Source organism: Kocuria sp. WRN011 (assembly GCF_002295155.1).
Taxonomy (GTDB): Bacteria; Actinomycetota; Actinomycetes; order Actinomycetales; family Micrococcaceae; genus Kocuria; species Kocuria carniphila.
The window spans coordinates 129,802-150,159 of the sequence record NZ_NSGI01000008.1 but is presented as its reverse complement, the minus strand read 5'-3'; the positions used below and the strand labels follow the sequence as shown (position 1 = coordinate 150,159).

Annotated in this window: 21 protein-coding genes, 1 tRNA gene, 1 pseudogene and 1 riboswitch; of the genes and pseudogenes, 11 read left to right on the top strand and 12 right to left on the bottom strand. The window is 62.1% G+C overall.

Annotated elements, in window-relative coordinates; translation table 11 throughout:
• Window positions 1-173 precede the first annotated feature (173 nt).
• The gene (locus CKW39_RS12530; protein WP_095798446.1) at window positions 174-1,898 is read right to left on the bottom strand and encodes a protein kinase; all 1,725 of its coding nucleotides are present in this window, start codon (window positions 1,896-1,898) and stop codon (window positions 174-176) included.
• A 75-nt stretch (window positions 1,899-1,973) separates the two neighbouring features.
• Here CKW39_RS12530 and lipB point away from each other — a divergent pair, with 75 nt between their 5' ends.
• From lipB to CKW39_RS12515, 3 genes are all read left to right on the top strand, one after another.
• Entirely contained in the window at window positions 1,974-2,675 is a 702-nt protein-coding gene (gene lipB, locus CKW39_RS12525) for a lipoyl(octanoyl) transferase LipB (RefSeq protein ID WP_095798445.1), read from the top strand.
• 69 nt (window positions 2,676-2,744) lie between these two features.
• Window positions 2,745-3,752: a lipoyl synthase gene (lipA, locus tag CKW39_RS12520; protein WP_095798444.1), complete on the top strand. Its 1,008-nt coding sequence runs from the start codon at window positions 2,745-2,747 to the stop codon at window positions 3,750-3,752.
• A 141-nt stretch (window positions 3,753-3,893) separates the two neighbouring features.
• Window positions 3,894-4,643 carry a DUF4191 domain-containing protein gene (locus tag CKW39_RS12515; RefSeq protein WP_095798443.1) on the top strand — a complete coding sequence of 250 codons (750 nt, stop codon included), beginning with the start codon at window positions 3,894-3,896 and terminating at the stop codon, window positions 4,641-4,643.
• 36 nt (window positions 4,644-4,679) lie between these two features.
• Here the strand turns inward: CKW39_RS12515 and CKW39_RS12510 are convergent, their stop codons facing one another.
• Window positions 4,680-5,126 carry an RDD family protein gene (locus CKW39_RS12510; RefSeq protein WP_095798442.1) on the bottom strand — a complete coding sequence of 149 codons (447 nt, stop codon included), beginning with the start codon at window positions 5,124-5,126 and terminating at the stop codon, window positions 4,680-4,682.
• A gap of 258 nt (window positions 5,127-5,384) precedes the next feature.
• Here CKW39_RS12510 and glnA point away from each other — a divergent pair, with 258 nt between their 5' ends.
• The gene (glnA, locus tag CKW39_RS12505) at window positions 5,385-6,809 is read left to right on the top strand and encodes a type I glutamate--ammonia ligase (RefSeq protein WP_095798441.1); all 1,425 of its coding nucleotides are present in this window, start codon (window positions 5,385-5,387) and stop codon (window positions 6,807-6,809) included.
• Between the two features lie 215 nt (window positions 6,810-7,024).
• Here glnA and mptB read toward each other — a convergent pair whose 3' ends face one another.
• The gene (gene mptB, locus CKW39_RS12500; RefSeq protein WP_254049406.1) at window positions 7,025-8,599 is read right to left on the bottom strand and encodes a polyprenol phosphomannose-dependent alpha 1,6 mannosyltransferase MptB; all 1,575 of its coding nucleotides are present in this window, start codon (window positions 8,597-8,599) and stop codon (window positions 7,025-7,027) included.
• A gap of 162 nt (window positions 8,600-8,761) precedes the next feature.
• Between mptB and orn the strand changes: the two genes are divergently transcribed.
• On the top strand, window positions 8,762-9,388 hold the full coding sequence (gene orn / locus CKW39_RS12495) for an oligoribonuclease (RefSeq protein WP_238663165.1): 627 nt from the start codon (window positions 8,762-8,764) through the stop codon (window positions 9,386-9,388).
• A 105-nt stretch (window positions 9,389-9,493) separates the two neighbouring features.
• Window positions 9,494-9,566, top strand: a tRNA-His gene (locus tag CKW39_RS12490).
• A gap of 160 nt (window positions 9,567-9,726) precedes the next feature.
• Here the strand turns inward: CKW39_RS12490 and CKW39_RS12485 are convergent.
• The 6 genes and pseudogenes from CKW39_RS12485 to CKW39_RS12460 form a co-directional block, all read right to left on the bottom strand.
• Window positions 9,727-11,016: an RNA polymerase sigma factor gene (locus tag CKW39_RS12485; RefSeq protein ID WP_095798439.1), complete on the bottom strand. Its 1,290-nt coding sequence runs from the start codon at window positions 11,014-11,016 to the stop codon at window positions 9,727-9,729.
• 23 nt (window positions 11,017-11,039) lie between these two features.
• Complete coding sequence (locus CKW39_RS12480) at window positions 11,040-11,387, bottom strand: YciI family protein (RefSeq protein ID WP_254049405.1); 348 nt, start codon at window positions 11,385-11,387, stop codon at window positions 11,040-11,042.
• A 262-nt stretch (window positions 11,388-11,649) separates the two neighbouring features.
• Complete coding sequence (gene yidD / locus CKW39_RS12475; RefSeq protein WP_031272760.1) at window positions 11,650-11,955, bottom strand: membrane protein insertion efficiency factor YidD; 306 nt, start codon at window positions 11,953-11,955, stop codon at window positions 11,650-11,652.
• Window positions 11,956-12,027: 72 nt separating this feature from the next.
• Window positions 12,028-13,356: pseudogene (locus CKW39_RS12470) on the bottom strand (ABC1 kinase family protein); the annotation flags it as partial.
• 11 nt (window positions 13,357-13,367) lie between these two features.
• Window positions 13,368-14,075 carry a hypothetical protein gene (locus CKW39_RS12465; RefSeq protein ID WP_143469997.1) on the bottom strand — a complete coding sequence of 236 codons (708 nt, stop codon included), beginning with the start codon at window positions 14,073-14,075 and terminating at the stop codon, window positions 13,368-13,370.
• A complete protein-coding gene (locus tag CKW39_RS12460; protein WP_095798435.1) occupies window positions 14,018-14,596 on the bottom strand; it encodes a TetR/AcrR family transcriptional regulator in 579 nt (192 codons plus the stop codon). The genes CKW39_RS12465 and CKW39_RS12460 overlap by 58 nt, the downstream gene beginning before the upstream one ends.
• A 112-nt stretch (window positions 14,597-14,708) precedes the next feature.
• Between CKW39_RS12460 and CKW39_RS12455 the strand changes: the two genes are divergently transcribed.
• From CKW39_RS12455 to CKW39_RS12430, 4 genes are all read left to right on the top strand, one after another.
• Window positions 14,709-15,296, top strand: coding sequence for a hypothetical protein (locus tag CKW39_RS12455; RefSeq protein WP_095798434.1), 588 nt, complete (start codon window positions 14,709-14,711; stop codon window positions 15,294-15,296).
• 70 nt (window positions 15,297-15,366) lie between these two features.
• Window positions 15,367-15,783 carry a DoxX family protein gene (locus CKW39_RS12450; RefSeq protein ID WP_371514761.1) on the top strand — a complete coding sequence of 139 codons (417 nt, stop codon included), beginning with the start codon at window positions 15,367-15,369 and terminating at the stop codon, window positions 15,781-15,783.
• A gap of 153 nt (window positions 15,784-15,936) precedes the next feature.
• On the top strand, window positions 15,937-16,725 hold the full coding sequence (locus tag CKW39_RS15325) for a hypothetical protein (protein WP_143469996.1): 789 nt from the start codon (window positions 15,937-15,939) through the stop codon (window positions 16,723-16,725).
• Between the two features lie 117 nt (window positions 16,726-16,842).
• Window positions 16,843-17,271 (top strand): VOC family protein, encoded by a 429-nt coding sequence (locus tag CKW39_RS12430; protein WP_095798429.1) that lies wholly within the window; start codon window positions 16,843-16,845, stop codon window positions 17,269-17,271.
• 6 nt (window positions 17,272-17,277) lie between these two features.
• Here the strand turns inward: CKW39_RS12430 and CKW39_RS12425 are convergent, their stop codons facing one another.
• Window positions 17,278-18,462, bottom strand: a complete 1,185-nt coding sequence (locus CKW39_RS12425; RefSeq protein ID WP_095798461.1) for a zinc-dependent alcohol dehydrogenase — start codon at window positions 18,460-18,462, stop codon at window positions 17,278-17,280.
• A 103-nt stretch (window positions 18,463-18,565) separates the two neighbouring features.
• Here CKW39_RS12425 and CKW39_RS12420 point away from each other — a divergent pair, with 103 nt between their 5' ends.
• Window positions 18,566-19,504 (top strand): SDR family oxidoreductase, encoded by a 939-nt coding sequence (locus CKW39_RS12420; RefSeq protein WP_095798428.1) that lies wholly within the window; start codon window positions 18,566-18,568, stop codon window positions 19,502-19,504.
• 69 nt (window positions 19,505-19,573) lie between these two features.
• On the opposite strand, the gene CKW39_RS12415 is transcribed toward CKW39_RS12420, so the two are convergent.
• Complete coding sequence (locus CKW39_RS12415) at window positions 19,574-19,945, bottom strand: multidrug efflux SMR transporter (protein ID WP_095798427.1); 372 nt, start codon at window positions 19,943-19,945, stop codon at window positions 19,574-19,576.
• 1 nt (window position 19,946) lies between these two features.
• The gene (locus tag CKW39_RS12410) at window positions 19,947-20,261 is read right to left on the bottom strand and encodes a multidrug efflux SMR transporter (RefSeq protein WP_095798426.1); all 315 of its coding nucleotides are present in this window, start codon (window positions 20,259-20,261) and stop codon (window positions 19,947-19,949) included.
• A 12-nt stretch (window positions 20,262-20,273) separates the two neighbouring features.
• A riboswitch (guanidine-III (ykkC-III) riboswitch) is annotated at window positions 20,274-20,340 on the bottom strand.
• Window positions 20,341-20,358: the final 18 nt, after the last annotated feature.

Here is a 20,358-nt window from a genome sequence, read left to right as displayed (position 1 = left end):
GGCCTTTATGGATCAGGTTGCTTGGTCGCTACCCATCCTGGAGGCCTCGACCTCTACCCAGACCCCACAACACGCGCTCCGAAACGCCCCCACGCACCCGGCTACCCATGCTCATCTGTGAAGGGCCCGATTGCCACAGTCACCGCGCCCGCAACGGGCTGAATGCGCACGCTTTATCCCTGGCGTTCAACCGGAGTGACATCCACGATTCGCCACCCCTGGTTCGTGTGGGCCACGGTGATGTGCACGCTCTGGCGCACCGTGGCGTCCTCGCGGTCCACGTGCGAGTCCGGTGGGAGCTCCCCGTGCCAGCCACGTGTGAGGATCTCGGCGTAGAACGTCTGCGCGTCTTCGCTGCCCCGCTCGTCATCCCGTTCGTCGTTGGATCCTGCCGAGGCATCGGAAACACTCGCCGGCTCAAGGCGATCCACTTCCATACTCAGTTCGGAGAGGACCGAGTAGTCACCGGCGCCACCGTCCTGGTCAGCGGCATGGGCGATGGTCGACCTGTCAGATTCTGCCAGCGCGGAGCCTTTCACGTACACCGCCGTGAGCGCCTGCTCATCCCCCGCAGCCAATGCATGGGCACGCGAGGAAACAAGGCGGCGCGCCGCTTCCTCCGCGGCCCCCGGCGATTCAGCACCGGCACCGGCGTCAGCCCCCGAAACCTCCCGCTCGGTCGCCACGGGGGATGTCTCTCCCCCGGTAAGTTCGGCGACCCCGAACCACGCGCATCCGACCACGGCGGTGGCAGCCAGTGCCAGAACCAGTGGTCGCCGCCAGGAGCGCCCTTCAACCGCGGAAGCCGTACTGGAACTCGATCCACGGCGTGATCTCGGTCGCCAGGCCCGTCCCAGCCTCACTTCGGTGCCGTCCGCTCGAATGATCTGCGGGGTTGACGGGCGGGCTGTCCTGGGCGCGGTTCTGGCAGCCGGAATGGCCGCGATGCCCGTGGCGAATTCATGGGCGGTGGGTCTAGGTTCGGGGTCATCATTGAGTGCGGCCTCCAGCATGAGCACCAGGCCCCTGGGCGCGGCGGGACACACGAGGGTCAACGGCACCCGGTGAGAATCCGAACCCGGCACCCTACCCGTCAAAGCCACCCATGCGAGGGTGGCCAATGCTTTGACGTCATCCGCCGGGATTCGCGCAACACCGCGGTCCAGCATCTCGGGCCGGTCATCGTGGCCCCACGACACCACAGCTGGCAGATCAGGATCAGAGCGCACATCAGTGGTCGCAGGCACCCCGTAACCGTCCAACCACACCTCCCGGTCCGGACCAAGCAGGATGTTGTGTTGACTCAAGGTGCCGTGCACCCACCCCTGATCGTGCAGGGCGGCCAACCCTTTGGCCGCCGCGGTGAGGATCGGAGAGATCTCGGCTGGAGGCACCCGTCCGTCCTGGGCGATTCTGCGGGCCAGGGAGATTCCGGTCACGTGGCCGGACACCAACGCCTCTGCACAGTCAGAGTTGCCTATGATTCCACGCACCGGCACCAAGTGAGGATGTGGATTACCGGCCCAGAACTCGGCCACTCGGGACATGGAGCGCTGTTGCGCCTCACGCTCTTCCCTCGCGGTACCCGTCGCGAACGTGACCGTGAACTTCTCGCGGCTGAATTCTTCTTTCGCGAGCCACGTACGGGTCCCCCTCCCCGTTCCCAGGTGGCCGACCAGTTCCAACCCCTCGGAGTGAGCGGCTGCACGGTCGTGGGATTCCAAGAAAGCCTCCGGTCCGTCCGCGCCCGGTGAATCTGCCAAGCTGTCGCCGCCGGTCGTTGTCTCGGATGATGAACCCTGTGAATCCGGGACGCGCGACCGTGCTCGCTCAGCAGGCGGCCGTTGGGCGGCCAAGAGCCGTTCCTGGGCTCGGGTCCGTTTCTCTGGTGCGCTCATGAGCCCACTGTGCACCCAAACCGCCCGGGCCCGCTCACGTTATCCACAGGCTGGTACAAGGGATAAACTAACCGAATGGCTTTGCACTTCGAACGCATGGGGTTCGACCCGAACTTCGTGGACTACCGTTCCTGCCTGCAACTGCAGCAAGAGGTCCACGACCAGATCGTGGGCGGTGAACGCGGTAACACCGTGATGTTGCTCGAACACAACCCCGTCTATACGGCCGGTCGCCGCACTGAGCAGCACGAATACCCCCGGGACGGTACCGAAGTGGTCCCCATCGGCCGAGGTGGGAAACTCACCTATCACGGTCCCGGAATGCTCATCGGCTACCCCATCATGCGACTGCCCATCCCCCTGGACGTGGTCAAGGTAGTACGCGTCCTGGAAGAAATCATCATCGCCGTGGTCAAGGATTTCGGGGTCGAAGCCACCACTGTGGAGGGCAGATCCGGGGCGTGGGTGCCCGCCGATGATCGAGGACCGGACCGCAAAATCTCCGCCATCGGCCTGCAGGTCTCCAAGCGTGTGACCATGCACGGGTTCGCGCTCAACTGTTCCAACGACCTGTTGCCCTTCGGCAACTTCATTCCGTGCGGCATCACCGATGCCGGCGTGACCTCCATCAGCAAGGAAACGGGGAATCAGATCAACCCCGCTGACGTTGTTGAACGCATGGAGCAGGAGCTGGCGGCCCGCGAATTGGACCTCTGCGCCCCGTTCGAGCCCGACTCACCCGCAACACCCCTAACCCTGGACTCTCTGGTCTCCTAAGCTGGAGGACAGTGACTTGCCTGCACCACCGCGTCAGGCACAACCGAGCGCCACAAGCGAGGAGTACGTATGACCATCGCGCCCGAAGGCCGCAAGCTGCTGCGTGTTGAACAGCGCAACGCGTCTGTTCCGATCGAGAAGAAGCCCAATTGGCTCAAGAACACCGCCAAGATGGGCCCGCAGTTCCAGGAACTGAAGTCCATGGCGCGCGGCCGCGGGCTGCACACGGTGTGCGAAGAAGCCGGTTGTCCCAACATCTACGAATGCTGGGAAGATCGCGAGGCCACGTTCCTGATCGGCGGCGACACCTGCACCCGTCGTTGCGACTTCTGCGATATCGCTACCGGCAAGCCCGGCATGCTCGACGCTTCCGAGCCCCGTAAGGTTGCCGAGTCCGTCCTTGATCTGAACCTGCGCTACGCAACCGTGACCTCGGTGGCCCGCGACGATCTCCTGGACGGCGGCGCATGGCTGAACGCGGAAACCATTCGTCAGATCCACGAGCTCAATCCCTCCACCGGCGTCGAGATCCTGATTCCTGATTTCAAGGGTCAGCCGGACGCCGTTCAGCAGGTCATCGACGCCCAGCCCGAGGTTTTCGCGCACAACCTGGAAACTGTGCCGCGGATCTTCAAGCAGATCCGCCCCGCGTTCTCCTACGAGCGTTCCCTGGATGTCCTCACGCAGGGCAAGGAGAACGGGATGATCGTGAAGTCCAACCTGATCCTGGGTATGGGCGAGACGGACGAGGAAGTCTACGAAGCCCTGTGCGATCTGCACGACGCCGGTTGCGACATCATCACCCTCACCCAGTACCTGCGTCCAGGCCCCACTTTCCACCCCATCGAGCGCTGGGTGACCCCGCAGCAGTTCGTCGACTTCTCCAAGCAGGCCGAGGAGATCGGTTTCCTGGGTGTGATGGCCGGTCCCATGGTGCGTTCGTCCTACCGCGCCGGCAAGCTGTGGGCTCGCGCCATGAAGAAGATGGGCCGCGAGATCCCCGAGCACCTGTCCCACATCGACGATTCGGGTTCGGCCAGCCAGGAGGCTTCCTCCCTGGTCGCCCGCCTGAGCTGAGCCCGCTCTCCCGGTACGACGACGCCGCCCGGCCGGGCGGCGTCGTCGTCCTGTGTCCGGCGCTGCCCGAGAACGCGTCACGGGCACCTGCCAGCGGTTAGAATGGCCGCAATCCCCTACCAGCAATCGCGAGGAACAAAAGTGTCACCTAGCACCTCATCCACAGCCCGTGCTGCCGAGCGCGAACGCAAGCGCGAGGATAGGCGCAAGCGCAAAGCGGCGAAGGGTCCGGGCATTTTCGCCCAGATGAAGCAAGTCTTCCAGATGACCAAGGAGCGGGAACCCAACATCCTGCTCTGGATGATCCTGCTGGGTCTCGGTGTGCTGCTGGTGTTCCTGCTCATCGGTGTGCTGCTCAACAACTGGCTCACGTGGCTGTTGATCGGTATTCCGTTCGGCATTCTGGCCGCGGTGATCCTGCTGTCGAGGCGAGCCGAACGTGCTGCCTTCTCCCGGATCGACGGCCAGCCCGGTGCAGCCGGCGCTGCCCTGTCCACTCTCAAGCGCGGCTGGATCATTGAGGAAGAACCCGCCGCCATGGATCCCAAGTCCAAGGATCTGCTGTTCCGCGTGGTGGGTCGCCCCGGCGTGGTGTTCGTGACCGAGGGTCCCGTGAACCGCGTGGACAAGCTGGTCAAAAAGGAACGTCGCCGCATTGGTCCCGTGATCCAGAACGTACCGATTCACGTGGTGAAGTCGGGTAACGGTGAGAGCCAGGTTCCGCTGAGCAAACTCGCCAAGCACCTGAAGAAGCTCGACAAGACCCTGACCAAGCAGGAAGTGCACGTGGTCTACAAGCGTCTGAACACGCTGCAGAACCGCTTGCCGATTCCCAAGGGCATTGACCCCATGAAGGCCCGCCCGGACCGCAAGGCCATGCGCGGGCGCTAAACCGCCCCGGGGTGATGCGCCGTCAGCTGGCGACGGTCAGCGAACCTTCACCAGAATGGTGCCCACGGCCCGATCGTGGAGCCCGCGCTGATCCTGGTCGTAAATGACCGGGGGGATCACCAGACACAGCAACAACGACCGAATGGCCGCTTTGCCGAAACCGGCGGGGCGGCCATTCATCGTCTGTACCTGCAGCCCCATGAGCCAATGACCAATGGTGCGGCCGAAGGCACCGACCAACAGCACATTGAGGACGAACAGCACGGCGAGGTTCATGAGCCCGTTCTGGTTCCACTGGGTCAGGAACAGGTTGGCAATGACCATGGCCAGGAGCCAGTCGAGGCACAGCGCGAAGAACCGCGGCACGAAGCGTGCCACCGACGCGGGGCCGTCAATGGGCCTGCCCAGCCGCTCCCCCGGATATTCATTGGTGCGCGAGGGGCCACCTTCGAGCCAAGAACCCAGATCCTGCCGTGAAATCATGCTCTCAGCCTATCTGCCCTTCCGGTATTGGACGTGCCAAGCCCAGTAGACTGAGGATGTACCGACCGGTCGGTGTTGTCCGGGATTCCAGGTCGGCCATGTGCGCGTGTGCCCTTGAACGTGTTACATGGTCGAAACATTGGTGTCACGGACGGGCAATGCCAGGTTCTTAGGATGGACATCAGAACCGAGCGCGGTGATCACCCCAGGGTGACACTGTCGCTGATCGGGACGCCCATACAGAAGGAGAACAGGTCCATGTTCCAGTCAGCCGAGGAAGTCCTCGCCTACATCAAGGATGAGGAAGTCGTTTTCGTCGACCTCCGATTCACCGATATGCCGGGTGTGCAGCAGCACTTCAACCTGCCCGCCAAGTCGGTGGACAACGATTTCTTCACCGACGGACAGTTGTTCGACGGTTCCTCCATCCGAGGCTTCCAGGGAATTGCTGAATCGGACATGCAGCTGATTCCGGATCCCACGTCCGCTTTCGTGGATCCCTACCGCGTGGAGAAGACCTTGGTGGTCACCTGCTCCATCGTGAACCCCCGCACCGGCGAGCCCTACCACCGCGATCCCCGCGGCGTGGCAGAGCGTGCCGAGGCCTACCTGAACTCCACCGGCATCGCGGACACCGCGAACTTCGCCTCCGAGGCCGAGTTCTTCGTCTTCGACGACGCTCGGTTCCAGGTTTCCCCGGAGAGCACCTTCTACAAGATCGATTCGGAAGAGGCTCCCTGGAATTCCGGCCGCAAGGAAGAGGGCGGCAACCTGGCCAACAAGACCCACACCAAGGGCGGCTACTTCCCGGTCTCCCCCGTGGACAAGCAGGCCGACCTGCGTGACGCCATGTGTGTTGCTCTGGACGAGGTCGGTTTGTTCGTGGAGCGTTCCCACCACGAGGTGGGCGCACCGGGCCAGGCGGAGATCAACTACCGTTTCTCCACCCTGACTGCCGCCGCTGACGACCTGCTGAAGTTCAAGTACGTCATCAAGAACACCGCGGACATGTTCGGCAAGACCGTGACGTTCATGCCCAAGCCCGTCTACAACGACAACGGCTCCGGCATGCACTGCCACCAGTCCCTGTGGAAGGGCGGCGAGCCCCTGTTCTACGACGAGAAGGGCTACGCGGGCCTCTCTGACGTGGCACGTTGGTACATCGGCGGTCTGCTGGAGCACTCCTCCGCAGTGCTGGCGTTCACGAACCCCACGGTCAACTCCTACCGCCGCCTGGTCAAGGGCTACGAGGCACCGGTCAACATGGTGTACTCGCAGGGCAACCGCTCCGCCGGTATCCGTATCCCCATCACGGGCACCAACCCCAAGGCCAAGCGCCTGGAGTTCCGCGCACCGGACCCCTCCTGCAACCCGTACCTGGCCTTCGCTGCTCAGCTGATGGCCGGTCTGGACGGTATCCGTAACCGCATCGAGCCCGCGGATCCGATCGACAAGGACCTCTACGAGCTTCCCCCGGAGGAGGCCAAGGACATCAAGAAGGCCCCGGCCACTCTTGAGGAGGCCCTGGTGGCACTCGAGGAGGATCACGAGTTCTTGCTCGCCGGTGACGTGTTCACCGAGGACCTCATCGAGACCTGGATCGAATACAAGCGTGAGAACGAGCTCAAGCCGCTCTCGCTGGTGCCCCACCCCCTCGAGTTCGAGCTCTACTACGGCGTGTGATCCGCTGACTCAGCGGTGAACGAATTCGGCCCCGATCAACGTGAGTTGGTCGGGGCCTTTTCGTTTCCGGATTGCTCGTCATGCCGAGTTCGACGACGCCGCCGCGCCGGTCGACCTCATGGGCCTGGTTCGCGGCTGGTAGCCGGGGGCGCGGCCGGGCGGGTGGTGACGCCGCGGCGTCGTCGTGCGTGGTCCGACGGTGCGTGACGAACTCGCTAGATGATCGTGGTGCGCATGTCCGTGCGATAGCGGGAACGGAACAGGCGTTTGGTCGCGGGGTCGAAGAACCAGAGGTAGACGCCGAAGGTCAGCGCCACGATGGCGGAAATGACACGGGCGGAGATCAAGCTCAGATCGAGGTACGGGAACACGTCCAGCTGGTCGGCCACGGCGTAGATGGTGAAGAAGGCCGTCAGGAAGAACAGGGTGTCCAGCTGCCAGTCGCTGCGGATGCCGGTGATGGCGAACAGCGGGATCAGCCACACGACGTACCAGGCCTGGATCATGGGGGCCAGCAGGACGAGCGCGGCGAAGGCCCAGGCCAGGCGGCGGAAGATCTTGGCATCCCGGCCCACGAACATCAGGATCAGGACGATTAATGCGGACAGGACGGTGCCGATGGTGTGGACGACATCCATCCAGACCCGCCCGTTGGCGGTGAGTGAATCTCCGATGATCATCGCGAAGAACCCGATGAGTCCGATGGGTGCGTACCAGATGAACACCGTGCCCGGCGTGGACAGGGCCGCTACCCAGTCGAAGCCGAAGCCGTTGATCAGGCCCATGATCCCCAACAACGCCAATGAGTAGGCCAGCGTGAGCGTCCAGATATAGAACCGGCGCGGCCACGACGCACTGCGCCCGGCCCAGAGCAGTCCGATGAACGGTAGGAACACGAGCGTGATGGGCTTGATACCGATCGACAGTGTCACGAGCGTGGCGCCGATCATCCCGCCCTTCCAGTTACGTTGGATGGCTGCCGCGTAGATGCCGAACAGGGCGAGAGCGACCATGATGGCGTCGTTGTGGACGGCCGCAATGAAGTTGGTGAGAAACAGCGGGTTAGCCACGGACAGCCACAGGGCTCGGGCTGGGTTGACGCCGTGCAGCCGGGCCAGCCGAGGGATCACCCACATACACGCGATCACGGAGACCACGCACATGGCGCGGAACAGCAGGACCGAGGCGTCCGGGCTCGCGTTGGTGATCATCACCACGAGCTGTTCGAGCCACAGGAACACGGGGCCGTACGGTGGCGGAGACTCTGCCCACAGCTGGTCCGCGCCCAGCTGGAAAAAGTTCTCGATGGTCGACACACCGTACTCGTAGGGGTTCAGCCCACTCTGCATCACGCGGCCCTGACCGATGTACGAATACACATCGCGACTGAACAGAGGGACGGCGAACAACAGGGGCGCCGACCACGCCGTAATGGCCGTGAGGACCCACTTACCGGTTCCGTTTCTCCATTTATTGAGTTTCTGACCCAGGCGCAGCCACTCGCGCACCATGATCATGCTGCCAATGGCCAGCAACAGGATGGAGAGGACTACCCCGCCGGTTTCATAGCGCATCCAGATGATCAGCGGGTTCTGCCGCAGTGGGGAAACACTCGCGAGCCAGCCCACGCCCAGGGAACCGGCCAGCACCATGAGGGAGCCCAGAGTTCCCATGATCACGGTGCGCAGCGGGGACTGGGAGGTGTAGGCGGATCCCTGGCGGGTGGCCAGAACCGTGCCCGGGTGCGGGCCAGATTCGGGACGGCCAGCAGCCTCGGGGTTGCTCTCCACCGCATTGCCTCCAGATTGCCCGTCGCTCAGTCTTGTGTCTCACCCTACCGACGCCGCCGCGCGGGCAGACCTGCGAAAGGCCCCGGAACGGCGTCGGCCTGAATCCTATCGCGATGCGGGGGGCGCACGCGCCGGGGGCTCCGGCGCGGTAAGTTAGAGGACGTGTCTATTTCTAATCAGAGAATCGTGTGGATCGACTGCGAGATGACGGGCCTGTCCCTGTCCGACGACGCCTTGATCGAGGTGGCCGCGCTCGTGACGGACGATGAACTGAACGTCCTGGGCAACGGCGTGGACGTGGTCATCAAGCCGAGCGACGCCGCGCTGGAGCAGATGAACGACTTTGTGCGGAACATGCACGTGACCTCCGGCCTGCTGCCCGAGCTGCCCCAAGGCCTCGGAATGGAAGAGGCCGAGGCCGAGGTTCTCGATTACATCAAGGAATGGGTCCCCGAACCCCGCAAGGCGCCTCTGGGCGGTAACTCCGTGGGCACCGACAAGACGTTCCTCACGCGAGACATGCCCAACCTTGTGGATCACCTGCACTACCGCGTGATCGATGTCTCCACCATCAAAGAACTTGCACGCCGCTGGTACCCGCGAGCCTATTTCCAGGCACCGGAGAAGACCGGCAACCACCGCGCCCTGGGTGACATCGAAGATTCCATTGACGAGCTGCGCTACTACCGGCAGATCCTGTTCGCTGCGGAACCCGGTCCCAGTTCCGACGACGCTCGTAAAGTTGCGGCGTTGATCAATGCTTCCCGGACGCGTTCCGGAAACTCCTGACCACTCCCCTCCGCGTCGCGTGCCCGATGCGGAGTTAACGCAAACTTTGCGCTATAGTGGTCGTCGTTGCCCGCGCAGGTGTCACACCTCGTGACGGGTTACATGGTGGGCGTAGCTCAGTTGGCAGAGCGCCTGGTTGTGGTCCAGGAGGTCGCGGGTTCAACCCCCGTCGTTCACCCCGTATAACGAGGTCCGAACTTTCGTCAGGACAGTGTCATGACGATGAGTTCGGACCTCGTTCTCGTTGTCCGGTGCGGCTCTCTACTCGAGGTGGCGACCATGTGGGCACTTGCCGGGCACGTTCCACATCCTCATCCCGCGCTACATCATGGACGGTGTTAGTGGGAATGCCGGGACTGCGCCAGATTCTCTGCCGCCCGACGGCGCAGGACGGCTCGTTCGCTCGCATTCCTGGACAACTTTGCTGCCTCCGCGAACGTCTCACTGGCCATCCTGTGCTGCCCAGACCGTTCGAAGAGATCTGCGCGCACGCTCGGGACGAGTGGCGAATCACGGAGCGCTGCAGAATCAAGTGCGTCGAGCACGGCCATGCCGGCCTCCGGACCGAACGCCCGTCCATAGGCGACGGCCCGGTTGACCTCGATGGTCGGCCCCGGAGCGGCGCCGGCCAAGAGATCGTACAGCATGGCGATTCGGCGCCAATTCGTGTTCTCGGCGTGTTCTGACCTGGCGTGCTGCGCTGCGATCGCAGCCTGGAGGAAATACTGCCCCACGGGTTGTCCCGTGGCCGCAAGGTGTTCGGCCTGCTGCAGAGCTACTAAACCTCGCTGGATCATCGACTGGTCCCATCGTGTTCGATCCTGAGATTCCAGGAGCACGGGCTCCCCGTGGTCGTCGAGACGGGCCGCGAACCGGGAGGCCTGAAGCTCGAGGAGCGCTTGCAGTCCGAGGACTTCGGGCTCGTCACGAGCAACCGAGCTCAATAAGCGCGCCAGCCTCAGGGCTTCCGTGGCCAGTGCTGGTCGCATCCAGTCCTCACCGGCAGTTGCCGAATATCCCTCATTGAAGACCAGATAGATCACGGCCATGACGTCACCAAGTCGTTGTGCGGGTGCCTCACCTGTGGGCAACTCGAAGTCTGCGCCGGCGTTGGACAGTGACTTCTTCGCACGAGAGATGCGCTGGCCCATGGCGGTTTCCGTGGTCAGGAAGCCCCGGGCGATTTCGCTTGTCGTGAGGCCGCCGACCAAGCGCAGTGTCAATGCCGCCCTAGAAGCGGGGCTGAGCTTGGGATGGCAGCACAAGAACATCAGCCTCAGGACATCGTCCTCGATGAAATCCACGGCACTTTCGAGGTCGGTCATATCGTCCTCCCCAGGCGGGGCGTGTTCGAGTTCGCTGACCTTGCGGTTGAGTGCCTCTGCTCGCCTGAAGTGATCGATGCCTCGCCGCTTTGCCGTGGTCATCAACCAGGCTGTGGGGTTGTCCGGGACACCCATTGCAGGCCACTGTTCCAGTGCAGCCACCAAGGCGTCCTGTACGAAGTCGGCTGCAAGCTCCACGTCGCGGGTCATCCTGGTGAGAGCGCCGACGAGGCGGGCCGAATCAGCCCGCCACGCGGTATGGACGGCCTCAATGGGGTTGTCGGGGACGGCTTTCTCCGCCATGAGGCCAGTGTAATGAAGGCGAGTCAGTCGCCGGATTCCTCCGGGCCTGTGGAGATCTGGCGCATGGTAGTGATGACGGTGACCTCGGGCCAGTACTTCGCGTGCAGCTCAGCGAACTTCTCCTGATCGGCCACTGCTTCCTCAAGCGAGTCGTATTGCAGGATGGACCAACCACCGACAACCTCTTTGACTTCCGCGTACGGCCCGCCGACCCGGCTGATCTCGCCGTTCCGCACGACGAAGTTCACCGCATCCTCCGTGCCGTACAGCCCACCCCCGTCGAGAAACACGCCGTTGGCCACCCGTTCGCCGATGTGTTCATCCATTGCGTCGAACAACGCCTGCGGAGGTGTTCCAATGTTCTCTTCCATCCTGACGAATCCCATGAATCGCGGCATCGTGATCACTCCTGTTGATTGTTGGTGAGATGCTGTGCACACCTATGTCGAATGACCAATACGGTTTTCGACATCCTCCTCAGAAGATTTTTCGACCATCTTTTCTTCACAGCGATTTGGTCATCCGGATCTCGTATTGATTGTCGCGGACGGGATCACGCTGTCCAGTGGCCTTGAATCCAATACGCCCATAGTCCAGGATCGCGGCCGGATTGTTGTCTACGACGCTACGTATTTAGAACCGGATCGGAATGGGGATGCCTCCGCAGCAGCAGACGCCGTTTACTCGGGGGCGCTCCCTCCCGAGCATCATCGCGGCTTGATAGCACGCGGCGAACTGGATCATGGTCGGGACAACACCGCGCATCACCCCGCGCTCGGCAATGATGTTTCGGATCACCCCTGAGCAGGAGTCTTGGCCTCGAGCCACGAGGTAGGCGCAGCTGAATCCCTTACGCGGAGACAGATACCGCTGGTACCCGCGGATAGCGAGGTCAACGCCCTTGCGAGGAGCGGAAGTAACCAAACTTAGTGTCGTCATGGTGCAACCCTAGCCCTCACGCTCGAGTTCTTGGGAGATCACGGCTCCCCTGAACCACGGACGCCCGGTGTGTTAGCGGTCATGGATCAGTGCCTCTGCCGTTTCGTAGCGACCGCGGAATGCCAACGCGATGAGTCTGCTGCCGAGCGTGAAAGCGAAGAGGAGCAGGACGAGACCCGCATAGGTCACGAGTTGTAGCCGCGGTGCTAACAATGGCCCCATGTCGCTGAGCACCAGAGCCGTGCCACATGCTGCGAATGTCGCCGTGAGTACGGCCAGCACGAGTTGCTGGACCAGCCCACTGAGAAACCGCTCGCCGTGCGTGTCCGAAACCAGGCTCATCCGCACCCCGAGGTTCGGTCGATCGACACGATCAATGATGGACCGTACGTGTTCGGGCAACCCTTGCGCCAAGCTGGCCACGGTGACGAGTTGCTCGTGTGCTTGTTCGACCAGATTCTCCCGATTGAATCCAGCGCGCACCACAATTCCAGCACGATCACGTACCAAGCCGACCACATCGATAGAGGGGCTGAGGAGCCGCAGAGTGCCTTCCAACGAACTGATCGCACGAAACGCCGCGGCAAGCGGCGGTGGAACACGCAGTCGATGGTCGAGAGCGATGGTGAAAAGTTGCCCCAGCAATTCATCAACGGGGATACCCCCGACTCTCATGACCAGGTCGGCCATCTGGCGTTTCAACAATGCCATGTTCATGTCTTCGGGTGCTTCCAGCAGCGCTGTGAGTCGTTTTGCCGCCGCGGCGCCGTCCTGCCGGTTGATGGACAGCAGTAGCGACACCAAAGCAGTCCGCAGTCCTCGGTCCATGCGGCCCACAGACCCGAAATCGAGGAGCCCGAGACGCCCATCTGTCAAGAGCAGGACGTTGCCGCCATGGAGGTCCGCGTGAAAGATGCCATCCACGAAAATCTGTTGCATCACCACGTCGACGAGCGACTCCGCCAACTCGACTCTGATTTCGGGGCTCAGGTCGGCGATCTCCTGTGCCGCACTCGTGAGGGGAACGCCATGGAGTTGTTCCATGGTCAGGACGCGATGGGTTGACTGGTCCGGAAAAGCCCTGGGAATGACCACCATGTCACTCCCGCGCAGCGTCGTCAGATTGTGGAGTTCGACTCGGTAGTCAAGTTCTTCGTCGAGGGAGCGGTGGAAACCAGCGGCCAGGTCTTTTGTTCCCAACCTGCGTGCCCACGCGGCGCGGCGCTCAGTCAGTGCGGCCAGATGGTTGATGATGTCCAGGTCACTGCGAACCAGGCCATGGGCTCCCGTCCGTTGAATCTTGACGACCACCGGTTCCCCGCTCACAAGAGTTGCGGTGTGCACTTGTCCCACGGAGGCCGCCGCCAGGGGCAGCGGATCGACGTCTGCGAATACCTCGCCCGGTTCTCTGCCTAACTCCTCGCGGAGAGTGCGGTGAACCGCCGGCCATGGTTCTGGGGGACCTGGCTGTGCAAGCGCGAAAGTTCTTCGATATACCGCCGAGGCAGCAGGTCCGGTCTGGACGCCAACGACTGACCGAGCTTGATGAAGGTCACGCCACCCTCGGTCAGTGCCTCCCTCAGTGAGGTGGCGGTGTCACGCCGGGTCCTCGAGCCTCCCGCCACGGCCGGAGCAGAGCGTGAAAGGAAACGGATCAAGCCGTGGCGAGCCGCAATGCCGAGGATGCTCAGATACCGCCGAACACGGCGTAACCAACCGGGCAACCCCCGGATCAATTCAACGGGCCCTGCTACCGACCCGGTTGGGAACACTGCCTCGGCAACTGCCAGGATGCTGATCAGGAACACCAACACCCAGGCCCCGTAGAGTAAGGCCACCATGGTCGCGGCGAGCGGGTGGGTCACGCCGTTCTCCACGGTTTGGATGCCGATCCATTCCAGGATTTGCCCCAAAGGTGAGAAAGCCGCGAGGGTGGCTATCGCTGAGAGGAACAGGGTTCGAGGCCATCCCACCGCAACTCCCAGCAATCTCCGGGCGATGACCGTGATCACCACCGTATTGAAGATGGTTGCCAAAAGGACGATCACGGCGGCCATCAGGCTCAGTCCCCGAGTGCCAATACCGCGGTAGAACTGGCAACGACCACGGCGGGTAGCCATTCGGGAACGGTGTCCCACAAGTAAGGACGCACGAAACCATAGGGCCCGTCTGCGGCGGCGATCCTGACGAGTTGCCTGCGTTTTTCCGTGACTCGTCCGTATCGAAGCTGAGCGAGTTCACTCAATCGTTCATGGATCTCGTCGTTGATGTGAGCAACCGCCTCCCTGCAAGAGTCCGGGGTGTTCTCAACCAACCGTTTTTGCCGGAACAGCGCCATCGATGCCGCATCCTGCGGATGATCGCGAGTGAAAGTCACCACGCTCTCAGCCATTCCCAGGAGGGCCTTCTCCGGGTCCTCGCTGCGCCCGGCCGCCAGATATACCTCGTGAAAGCGGCGCACACTTCGGAGCCACAAATGGACCAACAACTCTTCTCGGGAACCGAAGCGGTGATAGATCGACCCGGTCGGCGCGCCCACTCTGGCGGCGATGCTGGCGATTCGCACTGCTGACCCGTGATTGCGAACTTCCTCCGCAGCGGCGTCCAAAATGCCGTCAGTAGTGAATTTTGCCAAGGCCATGGCGCAAGCGTACCCCTTGACGAACCAAACATCTAGAATCTATGCTCTAGATTATTCATTCCAGTAAGCGGCTCTTACGCTCACTCATTACTGCCTTGCGGAAGGACCCGTCATGGGACCTGTCTCGATAGCCGCTCTCAAGCCCTTGGCACCACCCGCAACACCGTTCATCAAAGTCATTGGTATTCTCATCGCCCTCTGGTGCGCAGCGTTCGCAGTCATCAACATTTGGTTCGAATCCAGTGACTACTTCGCCCAAGGCCCCCATGCAGCCGACGCCGCCGCCCTGTCCGTTGTGAACTGGTACGTCGTGGCCGTCAAAGTTCTGGGCATCGCCGTTGCACTACTCGCCATACGGCAGCCCCGTTCAGCCCGCACGGCCACGCTTGTCGGCATGACGCTCTGGGCGGCCTTCGCCACCATCGGTATTTACGTTGTGGGCAGCCTCGTTCAAATCATCACCATGCTGGTCGGAATAATGGGAGACCCGTCCAAGCTCACTCTCGGCTCAGTGGGCTATGTGCTCGCATTCAGTGCGGCAGGCACCGGATTCGGGATTCTCGCCGTCTCCTACAAACGACGAACCAGCCTGAGGACTTTCGCGGTCGTGCTGGGCATTCTCGGCGCGCCCCTGATGCTCGGGAGCATCCTGGTGTTTCTCCCCGCTCTGCTCCGTATGGCAGGTCTGCTATCCAGCTGACGACGGCGCCTCGAGACTCGCACTCGCGCGTCTCGCCGAGAAAGGAACAAGTCCGTTGTTCCCATTAATCGTGCTCGTCCTCACAACTATCGGCGCGCGTCAGTTCGGCATTCTCTTCGACGTGGAATACCTCTTCGCATGGCCTAACGCCCTGGCTGTCGGGCTATCCGTCATGCTGCTTTTCACCGCGAGCGCGCACTTTTTTCAGCCTCGCCGGAATGCTCTGATCGAGATGGTTCCGTGGGCACTGGGGCGCCCGAGAGTGTGGGTAACGTTTACCGGCGTCCTGGAGATACTTGGCGCCATCGGACTCCATGTACCCGTGACTCGAACTGTCGCGGCCATCTCTCTGGCTCTGCTCTTCGTGGCGATGTTCCCGGCCAACATTCGGGCCGCTCAGAACAACACGGGTCTATCCAGCATGAAGCTGTCCTTACGAGTTCTGGTCCAAATGGTCTTCGTGGTTGCCTGTCTGATCGTCGCCTGAACCGACGTCGCTCGTGCTCACTCGAACGTTATAAACGCGGCCACCCAGGCCATGTGGTCACTGGCGTCTTGGGAGTGGCCAAATCCCGCTTCTAGCGTGTTGAATATGTAGTTGGGGACATTTGTCCCCTAAAGCGCTTACATGAGGGAGAGCATGAACACGCAGACTGAACCGCAGATCTCACGCAGATCGATTGCCAAGGGTGTCGCGTGGGCCACGCCCACTATCATTGCCGCGAGTGCGGCCCCGGCGTTCGCGGCGTCTCCGCCCGATTGTTTGTACACGGTTGACATGTCCTCTGTAAACACGACGTCGGGCACGCAAACTTACGTAGCCAGAAATCAGAGGACAGGTCGTGTCCTCACCTTTACGGCTTCAAGCACCATGAATGGCACCACAGGCACGCCCGTCAACATGACCAACGACATGTTCGCTCGAGGTGCGTCGTCAAGTTGCGGTTCCGACAGCACGATCAACTCTAGTTTCCAGCAAAACGGCCTCATGCTGGCACAGTACGCAACGGGAGCAAACACTTGCTCGGCCACGAGGACGAGTTCCTCTCAAACCGTCAACTTCACCATCACCGACCAGAGGACCGGCCAGACCATTCCCAGTGAGAGTATTGGCGGAGGTTCAATGACCGTGGTCGATATCAGCTCTCAAGCCACCGGTGTCACACCCGCGAACTGGCGGCAGTACTGGGACCAGGTGACGTTCTCCAGTTCCGCCACGCGGACCGGGGGCACGAACACCGGCTTGAACGCGACGAGCGGCACGACTTTTTACGTGACCGGTAATAACCAGGTGTCTGCATCCACGAAGGTCACCGATAACTTCTCTTTCACGAAGTTCCCCACCACGGTCACTTATGGACAGCGCGGCTCCTACTACGGCGTGCAATTCATTCAGTTGAGGAACATCCAGTTCTACGGACCCTGCTGATTCTGAAATGCATTCTGCGCGGCTGAAATTGTGCCGGTTAGACTCAAGGCACACATGGCGGTGGGGGCCGCGAGCATCGCCGATCCCCGTAGCTACCTCCAGCAGTCAGGAGTTCCCATGTCTTTCAAGCTCAACCCGTATCTCCGTTTCCACGGCAAAGCCAAGGAGGCCATGGAGTTCTACCACGGTGTCTTCGGCGGGCAGCTGACGATGACCACAATGGGTGAGATGCAGTCTGACCTGCTCGGTCCGGACGCCGAAAGGATCATGCACGCGCAGCTCGACACGGACCACCTCACCCTGATGGCCTCGGACGGTTTCGAGGATGCAGAACCGGCACACACCGAGTCCAATGTCTCGCTGGCGCTCACCGGAACCGATGAGGCAGCCCTCCGCAGTTTTTGGGACGGCCTATCCTCGGACGGGACTGTGACACAGCCGCTGGTCGACGCACCGTGGGGCGGGGCCTTCGGCATGGTGGTGGACCGCTTCGGCACGGACTGGATGTTCAACATCCAGCCCGCACCGACAGCACAGCGGAACTGATCCCGTTTACGGCTTGAGCACCACCTTGATGCACCCGTCGCTCTTCTCCTGGAACATCTTGTAGGCCTCGGGGGCATCCTCCAGGGACACCCTGTGAGTTGCGAAGTGATCCAGGCCCAAAGTGTCATCGGGTTCGGAGGCAATGGCTAAGAGGTCATCGGTCCACTGCTTCACGTGACATTGCCCCATGCGCATGGTGATGCCCTTGTCGAACATGGTCATCAGAGGCATGGGATCAGCCATGCCCCCGTACACGCCCGACAGCGACACGGTACCGCCGCGCCGCACCGCATTGATCGCGGTGTGCAACACCTCGAGCCGGTCGATGCCAACATTCTCGATTGCCGCACGACCCAGTGGCTTAGGGAGTCTTGCAGCCCCGGCGATGATTTTTTCGGAGATGGGGTTACCGTGCGCTTCCATGCCCACGGCATCGACGACGCCGTCCGGCCCCCTGCCGTCCGTCATTTCTTGAAGTGTTGCGGCAATGTCCTTGACTGTACGCCGGTCCACGGTTTCAACGCCCCATGACTGGGCCAGTTCGAGGCGCTCGTCCACGAGATCCACGCCAATGATCCGATCCACGCCCATGTGCTTGGCGGAACGAACGGCCATCTGGCCCACAGGCCCCAGACCAATGACGGCCAAGGTGTCACCGGGGCCCACATTGGCCCACTTCACGCCCTGCCACGCGGTGGGCAGGATGTCGCTGAGGTAGAGGAACCGCTCATCGGAGTACGTCTCGGGAAGCTTGACCGGCCCGAAGTCTGCGTGGGGAACACGCACCATTTCTGCCTGGCCACCGGGTACGGAGCCGTAGAGGGACGAGAAGCCGAACAGCATGGCGCCCTTGTTCTTGGACTTCACCTGAGTGGTCTCGCACTGTGCGTAAAGCCCACGGTCGCACATCCAGCATTCGCCGCACCCAATGGTGAAGGGGACCACCACGCGGTCCCCCGGTTTGAGGTTGGTGACCTGCTCCCCTACTTCTTCCACGATGCCCATGAACTCGTGACCAAGTACATCGCCGGGCGAGAGATACGGGCCCAGCACTCCGTAGAGATGCAGGTCCGAACCGCAGATCGCAGTGGAGGTGACCCGGACGATTGCATCCTTGGGGTGCTGGATGACGGGGTCGGGAACGGATTCGACTCGGACGTCGCCGAGGCCTTGCCAAGTAAGTGCACGCATTACGATCAGTTTACTGATCATCAGTCGCCTTTGCAACACCTCAGCGAAAGTTCCCTGTGAGCGAAGTCCTTACATGATCGGTCGGCTCCCATAGACTGGCCCAATGGTAAGCACACTGAAGACTGCACTCGTGCCCGGCGGATCGCGAGGACTCGGTCTGCTCGTCAGCCGCGAACTCCTGGACCGTGGTTTTGCCGTGGCCATCGCAGCGAGAGACGACGCCGAGCTCGCTCGCGCTCGTGACCAGCTGTCCGAACACGGCACAGTCAAGGACTACGTCTGCGACGTTCGCGATACCGAGGCGGTCCAAGGCCTGGTGCACGACGTCGAACGAGATCTGGGCCCCATTGACGTTCTCATCACCGTGGCCGGGATCATCCAGACCGGCCCGCTCGAAGCCGTCACCCTCGAACATTTCCGGGACGCCATCGACACCATGACGTACGGCCCGATTCACTGCGCTCTGGCAGTGCTACCGAGCATGAGGGGTAGGCGCTCCGGACGGATCGGAACAGTGGCCTCCGTCGGCGGGCTGGTGTCCCCGCCTCATCTGCTCCCCTACGCGACCGCCAAGTTCGGTGCCGTGGGATTCAGCGAAGGCCTCGCCGTGGCGTTGGCTGGTTCCGGGGTAACGGCCACCACGATCGCACCCGGCCTCATGCGCACCGGGTCCCATGAACGGGCCTTTTTCACGGGTCAGTCGGAGAAGGAGTACGCGTGGTTCGGCCCCGCTGCGTCTTTGCCAGTGCTGTCCATGAACGCGGAACGTGCAGCCCGAATCGTCGTTGACGGCGTACTGGCCGGCAAACCCACAGTTCTGGTCGGCTGGCTGCCCAAGGTCGCGCATCGGGTCCACGGTCTCGCACCGGGGCTGACCACGCGAGCAATGGGCATTGCCAACCGGCTGCTTCCGGGAGCACGTCCGGAACAGTCGGATCTCCGGGAAGGCCGCGAGGCGGCGTCGGGCCTTAACTCGAAGGTCGTGAAAGTACTCACCACCTTGGGTTCCAAGGCGGCTCGCAAGAACAACGAACGCGGATAAGGCCCGCGCGAGGTCAGCAAAGAAGCCGGTGTCACGCCTAGTCTGCGTGACACCGGGTTCTTTTGTTGGTCAGTGAGTGGTCGACGAGGCCGTACCCGGTGCGGGGGTCGCTGCCTTACCGGGCTTGCTCGGCACGAGCTTGAGACCGACCACCGCGGCGATAATGCCGGAAATGAAGATGATCTTCCCGAGCGAAACGCTCTCGCTGCCGGTCGCCATCGCGTAGACCACCGTCAACGCGGCGCCGATGCCGGTCCACACGGCATACGCGGTTCCGATGGGAATGTGTTTGGCAGCCCAGCCGAGTCCCGCCATGCTCACGGCGAGTGCTGCGAAGAACACGATGCTGGGTGCGAGCTCACTCAGGCCGTTGGATTCACCGAGCGCGGTGGCCCACACGGCTTCAAAGACGGCGCTGATCAGAAGCACGATCCATGGCATGTCAGCTCACCACCTTCAGGCCGATCACGGAGCTGACCAACAGCACGAGCAGTAGCACCCGTGCGGTCGTTGGACTTTCATAGCCCTTCACGAAGCCCCAGATCACGGTGAGAGTTGCGCCAATTCCTACCCAGACTGCGTAAGCCGTACCGGTCGGCAGAGACGTCATCGCCCACGCGAGACCGGCCATGCTGAGGGCCATGCTGACGGCAAAAATGAGGGTCGGGATTTTACGTTTGAATCCGTGCGATGCTCCAAGAGCGGCCGCCCAGACCGCTTCGAGCATTCCGGACAGAACAAGAATGATCCACGCCATGACATGCGTCTTTCCGAGTCAGTCTTGTCGTGGTGCGGGTACTGCTCCCTCGTCCGCGAGCCCTGCTGCCGGGCTCCAATCCAAAAATTAGCAAATG